The sequence below is a fragment of the Spirillospora sp. NPDC052242 genome (assembly GCF_040679555.1).
Classification (GTDB): Bacteria; Actinomycetota; Actinomycetes; order Streptosporangiales; family Streptosporangiaceae; genus Spirillospora.
Genome location: NZ_JBFAUZ010000069.1, coordinates 17,461 through 38,603 on the forward strand (window position 1 = coordinate 17,461; position 21,143 = coordinate 38,603).

Sequence of the window (21,143 nt, forward strand, 5' to 3'; positions counted from 1 at the left end):
CAGCGACAGGCGGTCGATACGCCGTGATCATGCTTGTCGTCGCGGTTCCCGAGAATTGCAGGGATCACCTTATCGGGTGATCAGTCAATAAGTCGGGGGAACGCGCTCCCGGACCTCGCGGGCCCGCGCGGATCTGCCTCCTCGTGACCATCGTGTCCAATAGCTATCAAGCGTCGCAAGGGGGCCGGTGTCAACCGGTGGTGGGTAAACCGTGCCCCGGCCGTCACATTCCGCGCACCCGGGCCCGCGCCCGGCGCGGCGAGTCGGCGATCCGGCTGAAAACCACGACCGCCCGCGGGGGCCGCCGCGCCGCCGGGCCGTCCAGTCCCCGCATGAACGCGAGCTGCTCGAGCGTCGGCGGCCCGAACGCCAGGCTCCGCCGCGCGGCCGTCGCCGCGTACGCCCGGCCCGTCCCGACGAGGTACGCCGCGACCATCGATCCCGTCCGCCCCACCCCGGCGCCGCAGTGGACGAACACCGGGCGGCGCGCGTCCGCGACCACGTCCAGGAACCGCCGCACCTGCTCGGGCGTCGGCACCCGCCCGTCCCGCACGGGGATCCGCACGACCGCCATGCCAGGAGGCTCGAGGAACGGCGGGATCTCGGCGCGGAGGTCGACGATCGTGCGGACGCCTTCCGCGCGCAGCCACCGGTAGCCCTCGGCGGTCGGGGCGGCGCCGCGCCACACGCGGCCGTCGACGCGGGCGAACTTCGCGACGCCCGGTGCGGGGACGCGGTGGACGCCCGCGCGGGCGCGCTCGCTCAGCAGCAGCATCGCCGTGCTCGTGGCGAGCCAGGACGCCGCGTAACCCGCGGCGCCGCCGACGAGCGTCCAGCCGAGGATTCGCCGCGCGCGCACACGGCGAGGCTATACGTCGCTATATGGCGGCGCTATATGTCAGCGCAGGCGCTCGGCGGCTTCGTCCCAGCGTCCGGAATCGGCCGACGGCTCGTAGCGGCGCAGCGGCTGGGTCGCGGCGACGAGTTCGCGCATCTCCGCGAGACTCCCCACGATGCCGTGCGCGCGCGCCTGCACGAGGACGTTGCCCAGTGCGGTCGCCTCGACCGGGCCCGCGACGAGCGGCAGCCCGCACGCGTCGGCCGTCAGCCGGCACAGCAGGTCGTTGCGGCTCCCGCCGCCGACGAGGTGCACGACCTCCACGTCGGAGCCCGACAGGCGCGCGGCCTCGCGCAGCGTCTCCCGGTGCGCCAGGGCGAGGCTGTCCATGATGCAGCGGACGGTCTCCGCGCGCGTGGCCGGCTCGGGGAACCCGCGGCGGCGGCAGTGCGCGGCGATGCGGGACGGCATGTCGCCGGGCGGCAGGAACTCCGGGTCGTCGGGGTCGATGAGGGAGCGCAGCCCCGGCACCCGCGCGGCCTCGGCGAGCAGCGCGGGCAGGTCGGGATTCCCCCAGGCCCGCATCGACTCCTGCAGGAGCCACAGCCCCATCACGTTGCGCAGGTACCGGACGGTGCCGTCCACCCCGCCCTCGTTCGTGAAGTTCGCCTTCCGGCTCTCCTCGCCGAGGACGGGCCCGTCCAGTTCGACGCCGACCAGCGACCACGTCCCGCACGAGATGTAGCCGAACCGGCCGGACGCCGGGACGGCGGCGACCGCGGACGCGGTGTCGTGCGAGCCCACGGCGGTGACGGGGGTGCCGCGGTGCCCGCACTCGCCGCCCGCCTCCGGCCCCATCGGGCCGATGACCTCGCCCGGATCGACCAGCGGCGCCAGCAGATCGGGCGAGACGCCGACGAGGTCGAGCAGCGTGTCCGACCAGCGGCCGGTGCGGGGGTCCAGCAGGCCCGTCGTGGACGCGTTCGTCCGCTCCGCGACCTTCTCCCCCGTCATCCAGTGGGCGAGCAGGTCGGGGATCAGCAGCAGGGAACGCGCGCGGGACAGGTCGTCGGCGGCCAGCTGGTAGATCGTGTTGAACGGGAGGAACTGGAGGCCCGACTCCCGGTAGAGCAGATCGTCGCCGATCTCGGTGCGGAGCCGCTCCATGACCCCGTCGGTGCGCCCGTCCCGGTAGTGGACGGGGTTGCCGAGCAGCTTCCCGTTCTCGTCGAGCAGCCCGTAGTCGACCGCCCACGAGTCGATGCCGATGGACGCCAGGTCGTCCGTGTGCGCGCGCAGGCCGTCGAGGACGTTGCCGTAGAGCCCGAGGATGTCCCAGTGGAGCGTGCCGTTCACCCGCACGGGCCGGTTCGCGAACCGCCGCACCTCCCGCAGGTCCAGGACGCCCGGCCCGACCCGCGCGGTCATCACCCGGCCGCTGGACGCGCCGAGGTCGACGGCCGCGAACACCTTCTCGCTCATTCGGCGATCACCACTTCCAACGTTCGGGGGCCGTGCACGCCCTCCACGCGCGACAGCTCGATGTCGCTGGTCGCCGACGGGCCGGAGACCATCGTCAGGGGGCGGGACGGGTCGAGCCGCTCCAGCGCCTCGGGGACGTCCGGCGCCACCTGGCCGGCGCGGACGATGATCAGGTGGTAGTCGGGGACGAGCGACAGCGCCCGCGGCCCCTGCCCGGCGCCGTGGTCGAGGACGATCGTGCCGGTCTCGGCGATCGCGGCGGCGCAGCCGGTGACGGCGCCCGCGAGCCCGTCGAGGTCGGCGACGGCCGGGTCGCGGACCAGGTCGGCGTCCACGCCCGCGAGCCATGCCGCCGGCAGGTCGGCGGGGACCCCGTGCGCGCCCGGACGCGCGGCCAGCCGCTCGGCGATCACCCGCGGCAGCTCGGCCTCGGTCGTGCGCACGACGGTCGCCCGGTAGTCGGCGACGCGCTCGGCGAGCAGGTCGAGGACCCCGTCGTCGTGGTGCCGCCGCAGGTAGCCGCGCTCGATCCGCGCGTAGTCGTCGGCGACCTCCGAAGCGGGGCGGACCGGGACGATCCCGTCGACCCGCCGCAGGATCTCGTCACGCGCGCTCATCGCTCGTCCCTTCGCCGTGCCCCGCACCGTCCGTGCGGTCCTCCTCTGTGCGGCCGCCGTCGGTGCGGGCCCACCAGGCGCGGAACGACTCCTTCGGCGGCGCGGGCGCGTCGCGGGTCTCGGTCCAGGCGCCGAGCGGCCCGGGGAGCCGCCGGATCCGGCCGCGGGGCGCGACGATCCGGCGGGACGCGGACGCGGCGCGCTGCGCGAGCGCGAGCCGCGCGGGCGAGCGCAGCGTCCACCCGGCGGCCGTCATCGCGGCCCGCTCCACCGGGTGGCGCGGCCCGTCCTCGACGGCGCGGGCGCGCAGGTGGACGAGCACCTCGGGGATGTCGATCGCGACCGGGCACGCCTCGAAGCACGCCCCGCACAGCGACGACGCGTAGGGCAGGGAGGCGTCGACGTCGGAGCCGATGCCGCGGATCTGCGGCGACAGGATCGCGCCGATCGGCCCCGGGTACGGGGAGCCGTAGGCGTGCCCGCCGGCCCGCTCGTAGACGGGGCAGACGTTCAGGCACGCCGAGCAGCGGATGCAGCGCAGCGCCTGGCGGCCGACCTCGTCGGCGAGCGTGTCGGTGCGGCCGTTGTCGAGCAGGACGAGGTGGAAGTCGCGGGGCCCGTCCCCGGGGTGCACGCCCGTCCAGGTGGAGGTGTAGGGGTTCATCCGCTCGGCCGTGGACGAGCGGGGGAGGAGCTGCAGGAACACCTCGAGGTCCCGCATCGTCGGGACGATCTTCTCCACGCCCATCACCGAGATGAGCGTCTCGGGGAGGGTGAGGCACATCCGGCCGTTGCCCTCGGACTCGAGGACGACGAGGGTGCCGGTGTCGGCGACGGCGAAGTTGACGCCCGACACCGCGACCTTCGCCGACAGGAACTTCGCGCGCAGGTGCCGCCGGGCCGCCTCGGCGAGGTCGGCGGGGGCGTCGCTCAGGTCGGCGGGCGCGTCCGGCATCTCCTTGCGGAAGATGTCGCGGATGTCGGACCGGTTCCGGTGGATGGCGGGGACCAGGATGTGCGACGGGCGGTCGTGCCCGAGCTGGACGATCAGCTCGGCGAGGTCGGTCTCGTAGGCGGCGATGCCCTCCTCGGCGAGCGCCTCGTTCAGGCCGATCTCCTGGGTGGCCATCGACTTGACCTTGACGACCTCGGTCTCGCCGGTCGCCTTCACCAGGTCGGCGACGATCCGGTTCGCCTCGGCGGCGTCCCGGGCCCAGTGGACCGTTCCGCCCGCCTCGGTCACCTTCTCCTCGAGCAGCCGCAGGTAGTGGCCGAGGTTCGCCAGGACGTGGTCCTTGATCTGCTTCCCCGACTCCCGCAGCGCGCCCCAGTCGTCCAGTTCGGCGACGGCGGCGGCGCGGCGCCCCCGGATCGTGCCGGTGGCGTGCGCGAGGTTCCCGCGCAGCCGCGGGTCCGCGACGGCGCGCCGGGCGGCGTCCGGGAAGGAGGGCATGCCGAGGTAGGTCGGCATCGCGTTCTGGGACGTCACGACGGGTCCTCCTCCGTGGACGCGAGGATCTCGGCCAGGTGGACGGTCCGGACGCCCGCGCGGGTGCGGCTGAGCGCGCCGCCGATGTGCATCAGGCAGGAGTTGTCGGCGGCGCACAGCGTCTCCGCGCCGGTCTCCCGGACGGCCGTCACCTTGTCCGCGCACATCGCGGCCGACACCTCGGAGTTCTTCAGCGCGAACGTGCCGCCGAACCCGCAGCACTGCGTCGCGTCCGGCAGGTCGACCAGGTCGATGCCGCGTACCTCGCGCAGCAGCTTCAGCGGGCGGTCGCCGACGTGCAGCATCCGCAGCGAGTGGCAGGTCGGGTGGTAGGTGACGCGGTGCGGGTAGTACGCGCCGACGTCGGTGACGCCGAGGACGTCCACGAGGAACTCGGTCAGCTCGTGCACGCGGGACGCCAGGCCCGCGGTGCGGGGCGCGAGGCGGGGATGCCAGTCGCGGATCATCGCCGCGCACGACGCCGACGGCGTCACCACCGCGTCGTACGCGTCGAAGGTCTCGGAGAACCCCTTGACCAGGTGCTTCGCCTGCGTGCGGTAGCCGGTGTTGAGGTGCATCTGCCCGCAGCACGTCTGCCCGGGCGGGAACTCGACGTCGTGGCCGAGCCGCCGCAGCAGCCGCACCATCGCCTTGCCCGTCTCCGGGTACATCGTGTCGTTGACGCACGTCAGGAACAGCGCGATCTTCACCCCTGACCCCCCTTCGGGCCCCCGGCCGGCCGGCTGGACTCGCGGACCACCAGTTCCGGCTGGAACATCACCTGCTGGTGCGCGTGCCCGGCGCCCTCGTCGTCGCACTCCTCGAGCAGCAGCTCGGTCGCGATGCGGCCGAGCTGGTAGGTGGGCTGCCGCACGGAGCTGAGCGGGACGGCGGCGGCCGCGGAGAACTCGATGTCGTCGTACCCCATGATCGCGACGTCGGTCGGGACCTTCACCCCGGCCTGCAGCAGCTCGCGCTGCACGCCGAGGGCGAGCAGGTCGTTGGCGCAGAAGATCGCGTCGGGCAGCGGGCGGCCGTCCGACAGCAGCCGCAGCGCGGCCTCCTGCCCGGACCGGGCGTTCATCGCCGGGACGGTCACCTCGCGCATCGCCTCCCGGCCGAGCCCGGCGGCCTTGAGCGCGCGCAGCGCCCCCTTGCGGCGGTCGGCGCACTGCCGCAGGACGGACGGGCCCGCGACGAACGCGAGCGTGCGGGCCCCGTCGTCCAGCAGCCGCCCGGCGGCCAGCTCGCCGCCCGCGACGTCGTCGACCGCGACCGAGCACTGGTTGGCGCGCGGCGTCGGGTGGTCCAGCAGGACGACCGGGACGCCGCGGTCGCGGAGCACGTCGGCGTTCGCGCCGTCGTCGCCGACCGGGGTGAGCAGCACGCCGCGGACCCGCTGCTCGGCGAGCACCCGCAGGTTGCGCTGCTCCCGCTCGTCCGACTCGGCCGACGACGCGAGGATCACCGCGTAACCGCGCTCGCTGGCGACGTCCTCGACGCCGCGGGCGAGGTCGGTGAAGAACGGGTTGGCGAGGTCGAGCACCATCAGCCCGATCGTGCTGCTGTGCCCGGCGCGCAGCGTGGACGCCGAGCCGTTGCGGACGAACCCGAGCTCGACGATCGCCTGCTCGACGCGGGCGCGGGTGGCGTCGGCGACCCGCTCGGGGCGGTTGAGCACGTTCGACACGGTGCCGGGGGAGACGCCGGCGCGCGCGGCGACCTGCTTGATGCCCACGGCGGGGCGCCCCCGAGCGGAGCGGCCGCCGCCCGGCCGCCCGGTGCCTTCAGTGCTCACGCTTCGCCCCCGTCGGAGATCCGGTTGTGGTGTCGGACACTTTGGGTCATCGATTAAAACGTGTCAACCCCGAGATGAACAGATCGAGGCCCTGTCCGGCGGCGGCCGGACCCGATCGCGAGGGATCTTCAAAACATCGCCGTCCCTTGCCACACCGAGGTTTCCGCGAGGTTACGCCGGGTTCTCGCCGATGTTCCCTCTTGACGGGTGCATCAGGTCACATCTACCGTCCTCCGCAACATCCTGTTAAAACGTTTTTCACCGTCCCGTTTCGGACGTCCCCCGCGAGGAGGGTCGCCATGAGTGCACCCGGCCGGTCGGCACCCCCGACATTGGCCCTGGTCAACGTCAGCAAGTCGTTCGGCGCCGTCCGCGCCCTGCAGGGCGTGACCCTGGAGCTCCACGCGGGCGAAGTGCACGCGCTCGCGGGGGAGAACGGCGCCGGCAAGTCCACGGTCGTAAAAACGTTCGCAGGCGTGCACCGGCCGGACGCGGGCGAGGTGCGGGTCGACGGGGAGCCGGTGAGCTTCGGCGGCCCCGCCGACGCGCAGGCCGCCGGCGTCGCCGTCATCTACCAGGAGCCGACGATGTTCCCCGACCTGTCGGTCGCGGAGAACATCTTCATGGGCCGGCAGCCGCGCGCCGCCGGCGGCCGCATCGACCGCAGGACGATGCACGCCGAGACCGCGAAGCTGTTCGAGCGGCTCGGGGTCGCGCTCGACCCGCAGCAGCCCGCGCGCGGCCTGTCGATCGCCGACCAGCAGGTCGTCGAGATCGCCAAGGCCATCTCCCGGGACGCCCGCGTGCTGATCATGGACGAGCCGACGGCCGCGCTGACCGGGCAGGAGGTCGCCCGGCTGTTCACCGTCACCCGGACGCTGCAGGAGCAGGGCTGCGCGATCCTGTTCATCTCCCACCGGCTGGAGGAGATCTTCGAGATCTGCCAGCGGGTCACCACGCTGCGGGACGGCACCTACATCGGCACCGAGGCGCTCGAGGGCCTCACGCCCGACGACCTCGTCCGCCGCATGGTCGGCCGCGACCTCGACGCGCTCTACCCCAAGCAGGACGTCGAGCCCGGCGAGGTCGCGCTCAAGGTGAGCCGGCTGACCCGCGAGGGCACCTTCACCGACGTCTCGTTCGAGGTGCGGCGCGGCGAGATCGTCGCGCTGGCCGGGCTGGTCGGCGCGGGCCGCTCCGAGGTCGCCCGCGCGATCTTCGGGGTGGACCGCTGGGACGCCGGGTCCGTGGAGGTCGCCGGGAAGGCGCTGCCCCCGGGCAGCCCGACCGCGGCGATGTCGGCCGGGCTCGCGCTCGTCCCCGAGGACCGGCGCCAGCAGGGCCTCGTCATGGACATGTCCATCGAGCGCAACATGGGCCTCACCCAGCTGCGGACGCTGCGCAAGGCGACCGGACGCGCCGGGCTGATCTCCCGGAAGGTGGAGCGCGACCGCGCCGCCGACTGGGCGCTGAAGCTCCAGCTGAAGTACGCGCGGCTCAGCGACGTCGTCGGCGTCCTGTCCGGCGGCAACCAGCAGAAGGTCGTGCTCGCCAAGTGGCTCGCGACCGAGCCGGACGTCCTCATCGTGGACGAGCCGACGCGCGGCATCGACGTCGGCACCAAGGCCGAGGTGCACCGGCTGCTGTCCGAGCTCGCCGCGCAGGACCTCGCCGTCCTGATGATCTCCTCCGACCTGCCGGAGGTGATCGGCATGGCCGACCGCGTCCTGGTGATGCACGAGGGCCGGATCACCGCCGAGATCGGCCGCGGGGACGCGACCGAGGAGAACGTGATGGCCGCCGCGACCGGCCGCGCCGACAACGGAAAGGCGGCCTGACCCATGACCGTCCTCGCAGAGTCCCCGGCCCGCAGCGGGCCGGACGGCGCGCCGGGGGGCGGGCGCCGCCTCGTCGACTTCATCCTGCGCGCGCGCGAGCTGAGCATCTTCGGGGCGCTGGTCGTCCTGGTCGTCGCCACGACGATCGCGAACCCGCGGTTCCTGTCCGAGCAGGGCGTGAAGGACATCTTCCTGAACGCCTCGATCCTGGTGCTGCTGGCCGTCGGGCAGACGATCGTCGTCGTCACCCGCAACATCGACCTGTCGGTCGGGTCGGTCGTCGGGCTCGTCGCGTTCCTCGTCGGCAGCTTCGTGTCGGGCAGCGAGACGAACCTCCTCGTCGCCGTCGTCCTCGGCGTCGGCATCGGCCTCGTCTGCGGCCTCGTCAACGGGTTGCTCGTCAGCTTCTGCAGGGTGCCCGCCCTGGTCGTCACGCTCGGCACGCTGTACGTGATCCAGGGGCTCCAGTACCGCATCGCGCAGGGCGAGCAGATCAGCGCGTCCGAGGTCCCGGACGGGATCCTGTCGCTCGGCACCGGCGGGATCCTCGGCATCCCCTACCTGCCGATCATCTCGGTGGTCGTGATGCTGATGGTCGGGTACTACCTGCGCTCCTACTCGTCCGGCCGCGAGTTCTACGCGATCGGCTCCAGCCCGGAGGCGGCCCGCCTCGCCGGCATCCCGATCCGCCGCCGCGTGCTGACCGCCTACCTCGTCAGCGGCGGCCTCGCCGGCCTGGCCGGGGTGCTGTGGCTGGCCCGGTTCGGCACCGTCGTCGCCGACGCCGCCAACGGCTGGGAGCTGACGGTCGTCAGCGCCGTCGTGGTCGGCGGCGTCGCGATCACCGGCGGCGTCGGCACCGTCTACGGCGCGGCGCTCGGCGCCCTCCTGCTCACCACCATCGGCAGCGTGCTGGTGGTGCTCAAGGTCAACTCGTTCTGGCAGCAGGCCATCACCGGTGTGCTGCTGCTCCTGGCGATCAGCGTGGACCGGCTGCTGGAGCTGCGCGTCGGGCGGGCGCTGAAGTCCCGGACCAGGCATTCGGTCGACGCGCCCGGCGCCGCCGGCGCGGAGCCGAAGGCCGGGTCCGCGAAGGCCGGGTCCGAGACGGTCACGGTCACGAAGGGGAAGGACTCATGACGAGCGACGCGCGCTCCCTCGCGAAGACGGGGGCGGCCGGACGGTTCGTCCGGTGGGAGACCGCCATCACGGCGCTGCTGGTCGCGGTGTTCGTCGGCGGCATCGGGTTCTCGCCCGACTTCGGCAACAGCGGCAACCTGTCGTTCGCGCTGCGCGACCTGTCGGAGATCGCACTGATCGCGCTGCCGATGACGCTGCTGGTCGTCTGCGGCCAGGTGGACCTGTCGGTCGCGTCCGTCCTCGGCCTGTGCAGCGCCCTCACCGGCAAGCTGTGGGACGGCGGCATGGCCATCGAGTCGATCATCCCGATCGTGCTCGCCGTCGGGCTGGTCTGCGGCATGGTCAACGGGTTCCTGGTGACGAAGCTGGGGCTGCCGTCCCTGGCGGTGACGATCGGCACGATGACCCTCTACCGGGGCCTCGCCTACGTCACGCTCGGCACCGGCGCGGTGTCGCAGTTCCCCCAGACCTACACCGACATGACGCTGAACAACGTGCCGGGCACGCCGATCCCGTACCCGATCGCGCTGTTCGCCGTCCTGGCCCTGCTGACCGCGATCGTCCTGCACGCCACCGGCATCGGCCGGTCGCTGTTCGCGATCGGCGCGCAGGAGGACGCCGCGTACTTCGCCGGCATCCGCGTCAAGCGCATCAAGTTCGTGCTGTTCGCGGTGTCGGGCGTCGTCGCCGCCCTCGCCGGCATCATCTACACGCTCCGCTACGGCAGCGCCCGCGCCGACAACGGCCTCGGCCTGGAGCTGACGGTCATCGCGGCGGTGCTGCTCGGCGGCATCGACTTCGACGGCGGCAAGGGCACCCTCGGCGGCGTCATCGCCGCGGTGCTGGTGATCGGCCTGCTGCGCAACCTGCTGATGCTCAACGACGTCAGCACCGAGACCCAGTCGATCGTCACCGGGTTCCTGCTCATCATCAGCGTCCTCACGCCGCGGCTGATCGCCGTGTTCCGCGAGGCGAGAGGACGGCGGCGGGGCGCGAGAACCGCGTCCCCCGCCGCCTCCACCTAGCCCCACCGGACCCCGCCCCCCGCCCTCGCGCGACCCACCCCAGTTGGAATCTTCGAAAGGCACACCCATGACCGTCCGTCTGCGCCTCCCGCGCCGCGCCCTCGCCGCGGCGACCGCCGGCGCGCTCGCGCTGTCGCTCGCCGCCTGCGGCGGCACCACGAAGGAGTCGGCCGAGAGCTCCGGCGACAAGGCCGGCAGCGGCAAGACCGCGAACCCGAACGCGCCCATGGAGAAGGGCCTCAAGCTCGCGTTCCTGCCCAAGCAGGTCAACAACCCGTACATGAAGATCGTCGACGACTCCGGCATCGCGGCGGCGAAGGGGTTCGAGGCCGAGGCGAAGGAAGTCGGCCCGTCCGACGCGTCCGCGTCCTCGCAGGTCTCCTACATCAACACGCTGATCCAGCAGCAGCACGACGCGATCATGATCTCGGCGAACGACCCGAACGCGGTGTGCGGCCCGCTCAAGCAGGCCATGCAGCAGGACATCGCGATCGTCGCCTACGACTCCGACACCGCGCCCGAGTGCCGCGACGTGTTCATCAAGCAGGCCAGCTCCGAGGACATCGCCCGCACCCAGGTCGAGATGCTCGCCGAGCAGATCGACTCCAAGGGCAAGTTCGCGATCCTGTCGGCGACGGCGAACGCCACCAACCAGAACGCCTGGATCGAGCTCATGAAGAAGGAGCTCGAGAAGCCCGAGTACGCCGAGATGGAGCTGGTCAAGGTCGCCTACGGCGACGACGACGACCAGAAGTCCTTCCAGCAGACGCAGGGCCTCCTGCAGGCCTACCCGGACCTGAAGGGCATCATCGCCCCGACCACGGTCGGCATCGCCGCCGCGGCCCGCTACATCGACGGCTCCGAGTACAAGGGCAAGGTCGCGGTGACCGGCCTCGGCACCCCGAACCAGATGCGGCAGTTCATCAAGAACAAGACCGTCGAGGAGTTCGCCCTCTGGGACCCGAAGCAGCTCGGCTACCTCGCCGCGTACGCCGGCGGCGCGCTGGCGTCCGGCCAGATCACCGGCAAGGAGGGCGAGGTGCTGAAGGCCGGCGACCTCGGCGAGCGCACCATCCAGCCGAACGGCGAGATCATCCTCGGCCCGCCGACGAAGTTCAACGCCGAGAACATCGACGAGTTCCAGTTCTGATCGTCGCATGGACTCCGGAAGCGCCAAGCGCGTGTGCTTCCTGCTGAAGGTCAGGCGGGACCGCCTGGAGGAGTACAAGGTGCGCCACCAGGCGGTCTGGCCCGACATGCGGGACGCGTTGCGCGACTCGGGCTGGCACAACTACTCGCTGTTCCTGCGCGAGGACGGCCTCCTCGTCGGCTACCTGGAGACCGACGACTTCGAGGCCGCGCGGGAGCGCATGGCCCGGACGGACGTCAACGCCCGCTGGCAGGCGGAGATGGCGCCGTTCTTCGAGGACCTCGACGGCCGCCCCGACGACGGGATGCGGCCCCTGGAAGAGGTCTTCCACCTCGACTGAGGCGGGCCACCGGAAACACGGGCCTTCACCAGAGGGCTACTGACGAATCGAGAGGTTGACCGTGAGCGACACCAGCGCGGTGAAGGACGCCTTGCGCCGCCAGCAGATCGAGACTCCCTCCTGGGCGTACGGGAACTCGGGGACCCGCTTCAAGGTCTTCGCCCAGCAGGGTGTGCCGCGGACCCCGCAGGAGAAGATCGACGACGCCGCGCAGGTGCACCGCTTCACCGGGGTCGCGCCGACCGTCGCGGTGCACATCCCCTGGGACCGGGTGGACGACTACGCCGCGCTGGCCGCGCACGCGAAGGAGAAGGGGGTGCGGATCGGCGCCGTCAACTCCAACGTCTTCCAGGACGACGACTACATGCTCGGCAGCGTCACCAACCCCGACCCGAAGATCCGCCGCAAGGCCCTGGACCACCTCCTCGAGTGCGTCGACATCATGGACGAGGTCGGCTCCCGCGACCTGAAGCTGTGGTTCTCCGACGGCACGAACTACCCCGGCCAGGACGACGTCCGCGCCCGGCAGGACCGGATGGCCGAGGCGCTCGCCGCCGTCTACGAGCGGCTCGGCGACGACCAGCGGTTCCTGCTGGAGTACAAGCTGTTCGAGCCCGCCTTCTACATGACCGACCTGCCGGACTGGGGCGCGTCCTACGCGCACTGCGTCAAGCTCGGCCCGAAGGCGCAGGTCGTCGTGGACACCGGGCACCACGCGCCCGGCACCAACATCGAGTTCATCGTGGCGTTCCTGCTGCGCGAGGGGAAGCTCGGCGGGTTCGACTTCAACTCCCGCTTCTACGCCGACGACGACCTGATGGTGGGCGCCGCCGACCCGTTCCAGCTGTTCCGCATCATGCACGAGGTGGTGCGCGGCGGCGGCTACGACGCCGAGACGGGCGTGGCCTTCATGCTCGACCAGTGCCACAACATCGAGCCGAAGATCCAGGGCCAGATCCGCTCGGTGATGAACGTCCAGGAGGCCACCGCGAAGGCGCTGCTGATCGACCGCGAGGCGCTGTCGGCCGCGCAGGCCGCCGGCGACGTCCTCGGGGCCAACGCGATCTTCATGGACGCCTACAACACCGACGTCCGCCCGCTGCTGGCCGAACTGCGCGAGGAGATGGGCCTGCACCCGGACCCGATCGCCGCGTACAAGGCGTCCGGCTACTACGAGCGGGTCGTCGCCGAGCGCAAGGACGGCCAGGCCGCCGGCTGGGGCGCCTGACCCCCCGGGACCCGTCCCTCACCGCACAACGCTGATCCGGATTCGGCACCGACAAGGAGAGCATCGATGACCGCGACCCCACCCGAGGTGGGCAAGCTGCTGGAACGGGCCAACACCCTCGGCTCCGACCCCCGCAACACCAACTACGCGGGCGGCAACGCCTCGGCGAAGGGCACCGTCACCGACCCCGTGACGGCCCGCGACGTCGAGCTGATGTGGGTGAAGGGCTCGGGCGGCGACCTCGGCACCCTCACCGAGAAGGGCCTGGCCGTGCTGCGGCTGGACCGGATGCGCGCGCTCGTGGACGTCTACCCGGGCGTCGAGCGCGAGGACGAGATGGTCGCCGCGTTCGACTACTGCCTGCACGGCAAGGGCGGCGCGGCGCCGTCCATCGACACCGCGATGCACGGCCTGGTGGAGGCCGCGCACGTCGACCACCTGCACCCCGACTCGGGCATCGCGATCGCGACGGCCGCCGACGGCGAGGAGCTGACCCGCCGGATCTTCGGCGACAAGGTGGCGTGGGTGCCGTGGCGGCGGCCCGGCTTCCAGCTCGGCCTCGACATCGCCGCGATCAAGAAGGCGAACCCGCGGGCCATCGGGGTCATCCTCGGCGGGCACGGCATCACCGCGTGGGGCGACACCAGCGAGGAGTGCCAGGCGAACTCGCTGGAGATCATCCGGACGGCCGAGGCGTACATCGCCGAGCACGGCAAGGCCGACCCGTTCGGCCCGGTGATCGACGGGTACGAGCCGCTGCCGGAGGACGAGCGCCGCGAGCGCGCCGCCGCGCTGTTCCCGCTGATCCGCGGGCTCGCGTCCGCGGACCGTCCGCAGGTGGGGCACTACACCGACAGCGAGGCCGTGCTCGACTTCGTGTCGCGCGCCGAGCACCCGCGGCTGGCCGCGCTCGGCACGTCCTGCCCGGACCACTTCCTGCGCACCAAGGTCGCGCCGATGGTGCTGGACCTGCCGCCGTCCGCGCCGCTCGACGAGGTCAAGGCGCGGCTGAAGGAGCTGCACGCGAAGTACCGGGAGGAGTACGCCGCCTACTACCAGCGGCACGCGACCCCGGACTCCCCGGCGATGCGCGGCGCGGACCCCGCGATCGTCCTGGTGCCCGGCGTCGGCATGTTCTCCTTCGGCGCGAACAAGCAGACCGCGCGGGTCGCGGGCGAGTTCTACGTCAACGCGATCAACGTGATGCGCGGCGCGGAGGCGCTGTCGTCGTACGCGCCGATCGACGAGGCGGAGAAGTTCCGCATCGAGTACTGGGAGCTGGAGGAGGCCAAGCTCCGCCGGATGCCGAAGCCGAAGCCGCTCGCCACCCGCGTCGCGCTGGTGACCGGCGGCGGGTCGGGCATCGGCGCGGCCACCGCGCGCCGGCTGGCCGCCGAGGGCGCCTGCGTGGTCGTCGCCGACCGCGACCCGGCCGCCGCGGAGAAGGTCGCCGCCGAGCTGGGCGCGTCCGCGCTGCGGGCGTCGGACGTCGCGGTGGCCGTCGCGGCGGACGTCACGTCCGAGGACGAGATCGCGGCGGCCGTGCGGGACGCCGTCCTGGCGTTCGGCGGCGTGGACCTGGTCGTCAACAACGCGGGGCTGTCGATCTCCAAGCCGCTGCTGGACACGACCGTCGCGGACTGGGACCTGCAGCACGACGTGATGGCGCGCGGCTCCTTCCTCGTCGCCCGGGAGACCACCCGGGTGATGATCGACCAGGAGATGGGCGGCGACATCGTCTACATCGCGTCCAAGAACGGCGTGTTCGCCGGGCCGAACAACATCGCCTACGGCGCGACGAAGGCCGACCAGGCGCACCAGGTGCGGCTGCTGGCGGCCGAGCTGGGCGAGCACGGCATCCGCGTCAACGGCGTCAACCCCGACGGCGTGGTGCGCGGCTCCGGGATCTTCGCCGGCGGCTGGGGCGCCAAGCGCGCCGCCGTGTACGGCGTCGAGGAGGAGAAGCTCGGCGAGTTCTACGCCCAGCGGACCCTGCTCAAGCGCGAGGTGCTGCCCGAGCACGTCGCGGCGGCCGTCTTCGCCCTCACCGGCGGGGACCTGACCCACACGACCGGCCTGCACGTGCCCGTGGACGCCGGAGTCGCCGCGGCGTTCCTGCGCTGACCGTCCCGGCGACCGCCACAACCGAAGACCGTCACGACAGAGAGTGTGATCGGGGGATCCCACCCTAGGGGCAGGCGAGCGGAGCCCCGGCCGCGTGCGCGCGGCCGCGGGCTCGGCCCGCCGTGCCCGAAAACCGGAGGCAGCCCATGCGACCCGCACGGTCCAGACTCCTCATCCTCCCGTCGGCCCTCCTCCTGGCCGTCACCGCCGGGGGCGTCGCCCCGGCGGCGGCCGACCCCGGCGGCGTCCGCGTCGCCGCGACCACCACCGAGTACGGCGACCGCCCGCTCGGCATCGACGATCCCCGGCCGCGCTTCTCCTGGAAGCTGGCCTCGCCCGCCCGGAACCGGAGCCAGTCCGCCTACGAGATCCGCGTCGCGTCCGGCCCGTCGAGGCTCGCGTCCGCCGACGTCTGGACGAGCGGCAAGGTCGCGTCGTCGCAGTCGGTCCTGGTCCCGTACGGCGGGCCCGCGCTCGAACCCCGCACCCGCTACCACTGGGCCGTCCGCGTCTGGGACGACCGGGGCCGCCCCTCGCGGTGGAGCGAGCCCACGTGGTGGGAGACCGGCCTGCTGGACGGCCGGAACCTCGGCGGCACGTGGATCGGGCACGACGCGCCGCTGCCGCTCCCGACGTCCTTCACCGGGCAGAACGACCCGTCGCAGCTCCAGGAGGGTACGCAGGGGCAGACGTTCGTGTCGGACAAGCCGGTCACGTCGGTGTCGATCCCGATGCCGACCTGGCACACGTCCGACGCCGACGTGACCGTCACCCTGCGCGAGGACGGCCCGGACGGCGCGGTGCTCGCGCGGCGCCGCGTGGAGAACCATCCCGACAACGGCGAGGCGACCCTCGAACTGGACGAGCCCGCGCCCGCCGGCGCGTACTACGTCGAGCAGTCCGAGCCGTCCGGCCGGATCGGCTGGTGGGGGCACACGGAAGGCGGCTACGAGCACGGCACGGCGTACCGGGACGGCGAGCCCGTGGCCGGCGACCGCCGGTTCTCGTTCCAGACCGTGTCGTCCGGCGCGGACGGCATGACCTCGCGGCTCCGCAGGGAGTTCGCGGTTGGGAAGAAGATCGCGCGGGCCCGGCTCTACTCGACCGCGCTCGGCGTCTACACCGCGGAGATCAACGGGCGCCGCGTCGGGAACGACGAGCTCACCCCCGGCTGGACCGATTACTCCAAGCGCGTCCAGTACCAGACGTACGACGTCACGAAGCTGCTGCGGAAGGGCGGCAACGCGATCGGCGCGACCCTCGCGCCGGGCTGGTACTCCGGGCACATCGCGATCTTCGGGCCCGGGCAGTACGGCGACCGCCCCTGGTTCTCCGCCCGGCTGCAGATCGACTACACCGACGGGACGTCCCAGACGATCGTCACCGACCCGGCCTGGCGGAGCGCGGTGGGCCCGGTGCAGACGTCCGACCTGCTCATGGGCGAGGCGTACGACGCCCGGAAGGAGACCCCGGGCTGGAGCCGTCCCGGCTTCGACGCGGCGTCGTGGAAGGCCGTCCTGGTCAACGGGCAGGCCGGCCCGCTCCCGGTCGCCCAGTCCGCCGCGCCCACCCGGGTCGAGCGGGAGATCGAGCCCGTGAAGATCACCAGCCCGGCGAAGGGCGTGCACATCTTCGACCTCGGCCAGAACATGGTGGGGACGGTGCGGCTGCGCGTGTCCGGCGAGGCCGGGCGGACGGTCACGCTGCGGCACGGCGAGGTCCTCAACGAGGACGGCACCCTCTACACCGCGAACCTGCGCACCGCGAAGGCCACCGACACCTACACGCTCAAGGGCGGCGGCGTCGAGACCTATGAGCCCCGGTACACCTTCCACGGCTTCCGGTACGTCGAGGTCACCGGCTACCCCGGCACGCCGGACCTGGACGCCGTCACCGGACGCGTCATGCACACCGACGAGCCGTTCACGATGCGGTTCGACACCGACGTGCCGATGCTCGACCAGCTCCACAGCAACATCACCTGGGGGCAGCGCGGCAACTTCCTCAGCATCCCGACCGACACCCCGGCCCGGGACGAGCGCATGGGCTGGTCCGGCGACATCAACGTCTTCGGGCGCACCGCCACCTACAACATGCAGTCGGCCCGCTTCCTCGCCAAGTGGATGCGGGACATGCGCGACGCGCAGTCGGAGGACGGCGCGTTCCCGGACGTCGCGCCGAAGGTCGGCTTCCTCGGCGGAGGGTCGGCCGGCTGGGGCGACGCGGGCGTCACCGTCCCGTGGAACCTGTACCAGGCGTACGGCGACCGCCGCGTCCTGGAGGACAACTACGCGGCGATGCGGAAGTGGATCGCGTACCTGGAACGCAACAGCGACGGGCTGCTGCGCCCCGCGTCCGGGTACGGCGACTGGCTGAACGTCGAGGACGAGACGCCCAAGGACGTCATCGGCACCGCGTACTTCGCGCACAGCGCGGCGCTCGTCGCCGAGATCGCCCGGGTCCTGGGCGAGGACGAGGACGCCGAGAAGTACGGTGCCCTCGCCGGACGGGTGCGCGCCGCGTTCAACGACGCGTACGTCACCGAGGGCGGAGCCCGCGTCAAGGGCGACACCCAGACCGCCTACGCGCTCGCCCTGGCGTTCGGCGTGCTGCCCGAGGACGCGCGTAAGCCCGCCGCGGACCGGCTCGTCGAGCTGATCGAGGCGCGCGGCTGGCACCTGTCCACCGGCTTCCTCGGCACGCCGGAGCTGCTGCCGGTGCTGACCGAGACCGGGCACACCGACGTCGCGTACCGGCTGCTGCACCAGAAGACGTACCCGTCCTGGGGCTACCAGATCGGCAAGGGCGCGACCACGATGTGGGAGCACTGGGACTCGATCAAGCCCGACGGCGGCTTCGAGGACCCGGCGATGAACTCCTTCAACCACTACGCCTACGGCGCGGTGGGGGAGTGGATGTACGCCAACATCACCGGCATCGCCCCGGCCGAGCCCGGCTACCGCACGACCGTTATCCGGCCGCGCCCCGGCGGCGAGGTCGACCGCGCCCGCGGCCGCTACGACTCGGCGTACGGCCCGATCGAGACGGCGTGGTCGGTCGACGGCGGCCGCTTCGACCTGTCGGTGTCCGTCCCGGTCAACACCACCGCCGAGGTGTGGGTCCCGGCCCGGACCGCCGCGGAGGTGCGGCAGAAGGGGGCGAGGTTCCTGCGGATGCGGGACGGCGCCGCCGTGTTCGCCGTCGGCTCCGGCACGTACCGCTTCACCGCCCCCGCACCCGGTACGGCCTCCGCCACCGGCTGACCCGACCCTCCCGTCCCGTCACGCGGGGAGGGCGCCCCCCGCCCGCCCTCCCCGCCACCCCCCACGCGAACAGGAGAACCATGCACGCCCACCGTCCCCGCCGCGCCCTGCTCTCCTCCGTCACCGCCGCGACGCTGCTCGCCGCGACCGCCGTCGGCCTGCCCGGCACCGCCCAGGCGGCGCTGAAGGCCGGGCACGCGCCGCAGGCCCCCGCCCACCTGACCGTCGACGACCAGGCCCGCCCGCTGAACGTCGAGGGCGCGCCCCTGTTCGGCTGGTGGCCGCGCGACCGCGACCCCGGCGAGGTCCAGACCGCGTACGAGATCGAGGTGCGCGACGCGTCCGGCGCCGTCGTCTGGGACAGCGGCCGCGTCCGCTCCGGCCGCCAGGAGTACGTCGCCTACACCGGGGACGCCCTGGCGCCCGGCGCCGCGTACACGTGGCGGGTCCGCACCTGGGACCGCACCGGGAAGCGCTCTCCCTGGTCGCGGCCCGCGTCCTTCGACACCGGCATCCGCGACGGGGACTGGGACGCGCACTGGATCCGCCGCGCCACCGACGACCCCGACGAGTACACGCTCGCCCGCAGGGACTTCACCGCCGGACGATCGAAGATCGTGCGGGCCCGCGTCCACGTCGCCGCCGGGCAGCAGTTCGTCCTGCACCTCAACGGCGAGGCGATCGAGCGCGGCGCCGCGTTCGCGCACCCCGACGAGGGCTTCTACGAGACCGTCGACGTCACCTCGAAGATCCGCGAGGGCCGGGCGAACACGATCGGCGCGCTCTACCACTGGTACGGGTCCGGGCAGGGACGGCCGAAGGGCGCGCCGGGCCTGCTCGTCCGGCTCGTCGTCGAGCACGCGGACGGCACCCGCCAGGTCGTCGTCACCGACGGCTCGTGGAAGGTGTCGCCCGGCCCGTGGAAGGACGCGCCGCGCCGCAACGGCGACGGCGGCGACTACGTCGAGGAGTTCGACGGCACGGCGGTCCAGGACGGCTGGGACGAGCCGGGCTTCGACGCCGCGTCCTGGCAGGCGCCCGAGGTCGTCGGGCGGCACCCGACCGAGGTGTTCTCGCACCTGCAGGGCCAGGAGACCGACCTGACGCACGAGACGGTCCGGCCGGTGAAGGTCACGCGGCTCGACTCGGGCGCGCTGGTCGCCGACTTCGGCAAGGTGATCCCCGCCGTGCCGGTCGTCCGATTCCGCGACGGCGTCGAGGGCCGGCACGTCGCGATGCACGCCGGGTACCGGCTGACCGACGACGGCTCGGTGTCCCGCGACTCCGACGACAACCAGAACACCAACCTCGCGTTCGGGTACACCCAGCGCGACGGCGACCAGACGTTCCGCGCCCTCACGTTCGTCGGCTGGCGCTACCTGGAGATCGCCCCCGGCTCGGGGGCGTCCGCGGAGGACGTCTCCGCGGTCGTGCAGCACACCGAGGTCGGGCGCGAGGCGCGGCTGCGCACGTCCGACACGGGGGTGAACGCGGCCTACGACCTGATGGCGCGGTCGGCGCTGTACGGGTCGCAGGAGCAGTTCCTCGACACCCCGACCCGCGAGAAGGGCCAGTTCCTCGGCGACTCGGTCGACGTCTCCAAGGCGATGATGGGCGCCTACGGGGCGCGGCGCCTCACCCGCCAGGCGATCTACGAGTTCATGTCGTCGCAGCGGCGGCACTGGCCGGACGGGCGCCTCAACGCCGTCTACCCGAACGGCGACGGCAAGCGCGACATCCCCGACTACACCGAGATGTTCCCCGGCTGGATCTGGGACTACTACCTGCAGTCCGGCGACACCGCGACCCTCACGGACGCCTACCCGGTCATGACCGCCGTCGCCGGGTACGTCCGCCGCTACATCGACCCCGGCACCGGCCTGGTCACGAACCTGGAGGGCGGCTCGGGCCAGTACCGGTACGGCATCATCGACTGGCCCGCGACCATGCGGTACGGGCACGACATGGACACGGCCGCCCGCACGGTCATCAACGTCCTCGGCGTGGACGTCCTCAACGCCACCGCCCGCGCCGCCCAGACGCTCGGGAAGAAGGCGGAGGCGGCCGAACTGCGCGCGGACGCCGCCGCGCTCACGAAGGCGATCAACGAGCGGCTCCGCCGGGACGACGGCGTCTACATCGACGGCCTCAAGAGCGACGGCGCGCAGAGCGCCCACGCGTCGCAGATCGCGAACGCCTACGCCCTCGCCCACGGCGTCGCGCCCGCCGAGTCGCGCGCGGCGATCGAGGAGTACATCGCCGGGCTCGGCATGCGGATGGGCCCGATGACCGCCCACCGCCTGCTGGAGGCCCTCGCGGGCCGGCCGGGCGACGTCGTCGAGCGGCTCACCGACACCGAGGGGCCCGGCTGGGGCAACATCCTCGCGCGCGGCGGCACCTTCACGTGGGAGTCGTGGGACGCCCGGGAAGAAGGCCAGAGCCTCTCGCACCCGTGGGGCGCGACGTCGCTCATCGAGATCCAGAAGACGCTCCTCGGCGTCACCGTCACCAGCCCGGCCGGGGCGACGGTCCGGGTGCGGCCGCCGGAGGCCGGCGTGGGCGAGGCGTCCGGCACCGTCCCGGTGCAGCGCGGCGACGTCGGCGTGAGCTGGAAGCGCCACGGGAACGGCGTCTCGCTGTCGGCGGACGTCCCGGTGAACGTCCGCGCCGAGGTCTGGGTCCCCGCCCGCTCCGCGCGCGACGTCCGCGTCTCCGGCCGCGACCGCGCCGAGTTCGTCCGCATGGAGGACGGCTTCGCGGTGTTCGAAATCGGCTCCGGCCGCGTCCACTTCCGTGCGAACCACCTGTAGG

Annotated in this window: 15 protein-coding genes; 9 read left to right on the forward strand and 6 right to left on the reverse strand. The window is 72.7% G+C overall.

Annotated features, from left to right (window positions below; translation table 11 throughout):
* Window positions 1–223: 223 nt before the first annotated feature.
* Genes AB0L25_RS37510 through AB0L25_RS37535 form a run of 6 tightly spaced genes read right to left on the reverse strand, consistent with a single transcriptional unit; the run spans window position 224 to window position 6,224 of the window.
* Entirely contained in the window at window positions 224–859 is a 636-nt protein-coding gene (locus tag AB0L25_RS37510) for a fused DSP-PTPase phosphatase/NAD kinase-like protein (RefSeq protein ID WP_500177953.1), read from the reverse strand.
* Between the two features lie 39 nt (window positions 860–898).
* Window positions 899–2,320 carry a rhamnulokinase gene (locus AB0L25_RS37515; protein WP_500177955.1) on the reverse strand — a complete coding sequence of 474 codons (1,422 nt, stop codon included), beginning with the start codon at window positions 2,318–2,320 and terminating at the stop codon, window positions 899–901.
* Window positions 2,317–2,937 (reverse strand): LutC/YkgG family protein, encoded by a 621-nt coding sequence (locus AB0L25_RS37520; RefSeq protein ID WP_500177957.1) that lies wholly within the window; start codon window positions 2,935–2,937, stop codon window positions 2,317–2,319. Before AB0L25_RS37520 ends, AB0L25_RS37515 begins: the two co-directional genes overlap by 4 nt.
* On the reverse strand, window positions 2,924–4,390 hold the full coding sequence (locus AB0L25_RS37525) for a LutB/LldF family L-lactate oxidation iron-sulfur protein (RefSeq protein WP_500177982.1): 1,467 nt from the start codon (window positions 4,388–4,390) through the stop codon (window positions 2,924–2,926). Before AB0L25_RS37525 ends, AB0L25_RS37520 begins: the two co-directional genes overlap by 14 nt.
* 32 nt (window positions 4,391–4,422) lie before the next feature.
* Entirely contained in the window at window positions 4,423–5,136 is a 714-nt protein-coding gene (locus AB0L25_RS37530) for a (Fe-S)-binding protein (RefSeq protein WP_026404645.1), read from the reverse strand.
* Entirely contained in the window at window positions 5,133–6,224 is a 1,092-nt protein-coding gene (locus AB0L25_RS37535) for a LacI family DNA-binding transcriptional regulator (RefSeq protein WP_500177959.1), read from the reverse strand. The genes AB0L25_RS37530 and AB0L25_RS37535 overlap by 4 nt, the downstream gene beginning before the upstream one ends.
* A gap of 299 nt (window positions 6,225–6,523) precedes the next feature.
* Between AB0L25_RS37535 and AB0L25_RS37540 the strand changes: the two genes are divergently transcribed.
* The 9 genes from AB0L25_RS37540 (at window position 6,524) to AB0L25_RS37580 (ending at window position 21,142) form a co-directional block, all read left to right on the forward strand.
* Window positions 6,524–8,062, forward strand: coding sequence for a sugar ABC transporter ATP-binding protein (locus AB0L25_RS37540; protein ID WP_500177961.1), 1,539 nt, complete (start codon window positions 6,524–6,526; stop codon window positions 8,060–8,062).
* Window positions 8,063–8,065: 3 nt separating this feature from the next.
* A complete protein-coding gene (locus AB0L25_RS37545; RefSeq protein WP_500177963.1) occupies window positions 8,066–9,202 on the forward strand; it encodes an ABC transporter permease in 1,137 nt (378 codons plus the stop codon).
* Window positions 9,199–10,227 carry an ABC transporter permease gene (locus AB0L25_RS37550; protein ID WP_500177965.1) on the forward strand — a complete coding sequence of 343 codons (1,029 nt, stop codon included), beginning with the start codon at window positions 9,199–9,201 and terminating at the stop codon, window positions 10,225–10,227. Before AB0L25_RS37545 ends, AB0L25_RS37550 begins: the two co-directional genes overlap by 4 nt.
* A gap of 67 nt (window positions 10,228–10,294) precedes the next feature.
* Window positions 10,295–11,377, forward strand: coding sequence for a rhamnose ABC transporter substrate-binding protein (gene rhaS / locus AB0L25_RS37555; protein WP_500177967.1), 1,083 nt, complete (start codon window positions 10,295–10,297; stop codon window positions 11,375–11,377).
* A 7-nt stretch (window positions 11,378–11,384) separates the two neighbouring features.
* Window positions 11,385–11,717, forward strand: coding sequence for an L-rhamnose mutarotase (locus tag AB0L25_RS37560; RefSeq protein ID WP_500177969.1), 333 nt, complete (start codon window positions 11,385–11,387; stop codon window positions 11,715–11,717).
* 61 nt (window positions 11,718–11,778) lie between these two features.
* Window positions 11,779–12,945 carry an L-rhamnose isomerase gene (gene rhaI / locus AB0L25_RS37565; RefSeq protein ID WP_500177970.1) on the forward strand — a complete coding sequence of 389 codons (1,167 nt, stop codon included), beginning with the start codon at window positions 11,779–11,781 and terminating at the stop codon, window positions 12,943–12,945.
* Window positions 12,946–13,011: 66 nt separating this feature from the next.
* On the forward strand, window positions 13,012–15,069 hold the full coding sequence (locus tag AB0L25_RS37570) for a bifunctional aldolase/short-chain dehydrogenase (protein ID WP_500177972.1): 2,058 nt from the start codon (window positions 13,012–13,014) through the stop codon (window positions 15,067–15,069).
* Between the two features lie 146 nt (window positions 15,070–15,215).
* Window positions 15,216–18,332, forward strand: coding sequence for a family 78 glycoside hydrolase catalytic domain (locus AB0L25_RS37575; RefSeq protein WP_500177973.1), 3,117 nt, complete (start codon window positions 15,216–15,218; stop codon window positions 18,330–18,332).
* An 80-nt stretch (window positions 18,333–18,412) separates the two neighbouring features.
* The gene (locus AB0L25_RS37580; protein ID WP_500177974.1) at window positions 18,413–21,142 is read left to right on the forward strand and encodes a family 78 glycoside hydrolase catalytic domain; all 2,730 of its coding nucleotides are present in this window, start codon (window positions 18,413–18,415) and stop codon (window positions 21,140–21,142) included.
* Window position 21,143: the final 1 nt, after the last annotated feature.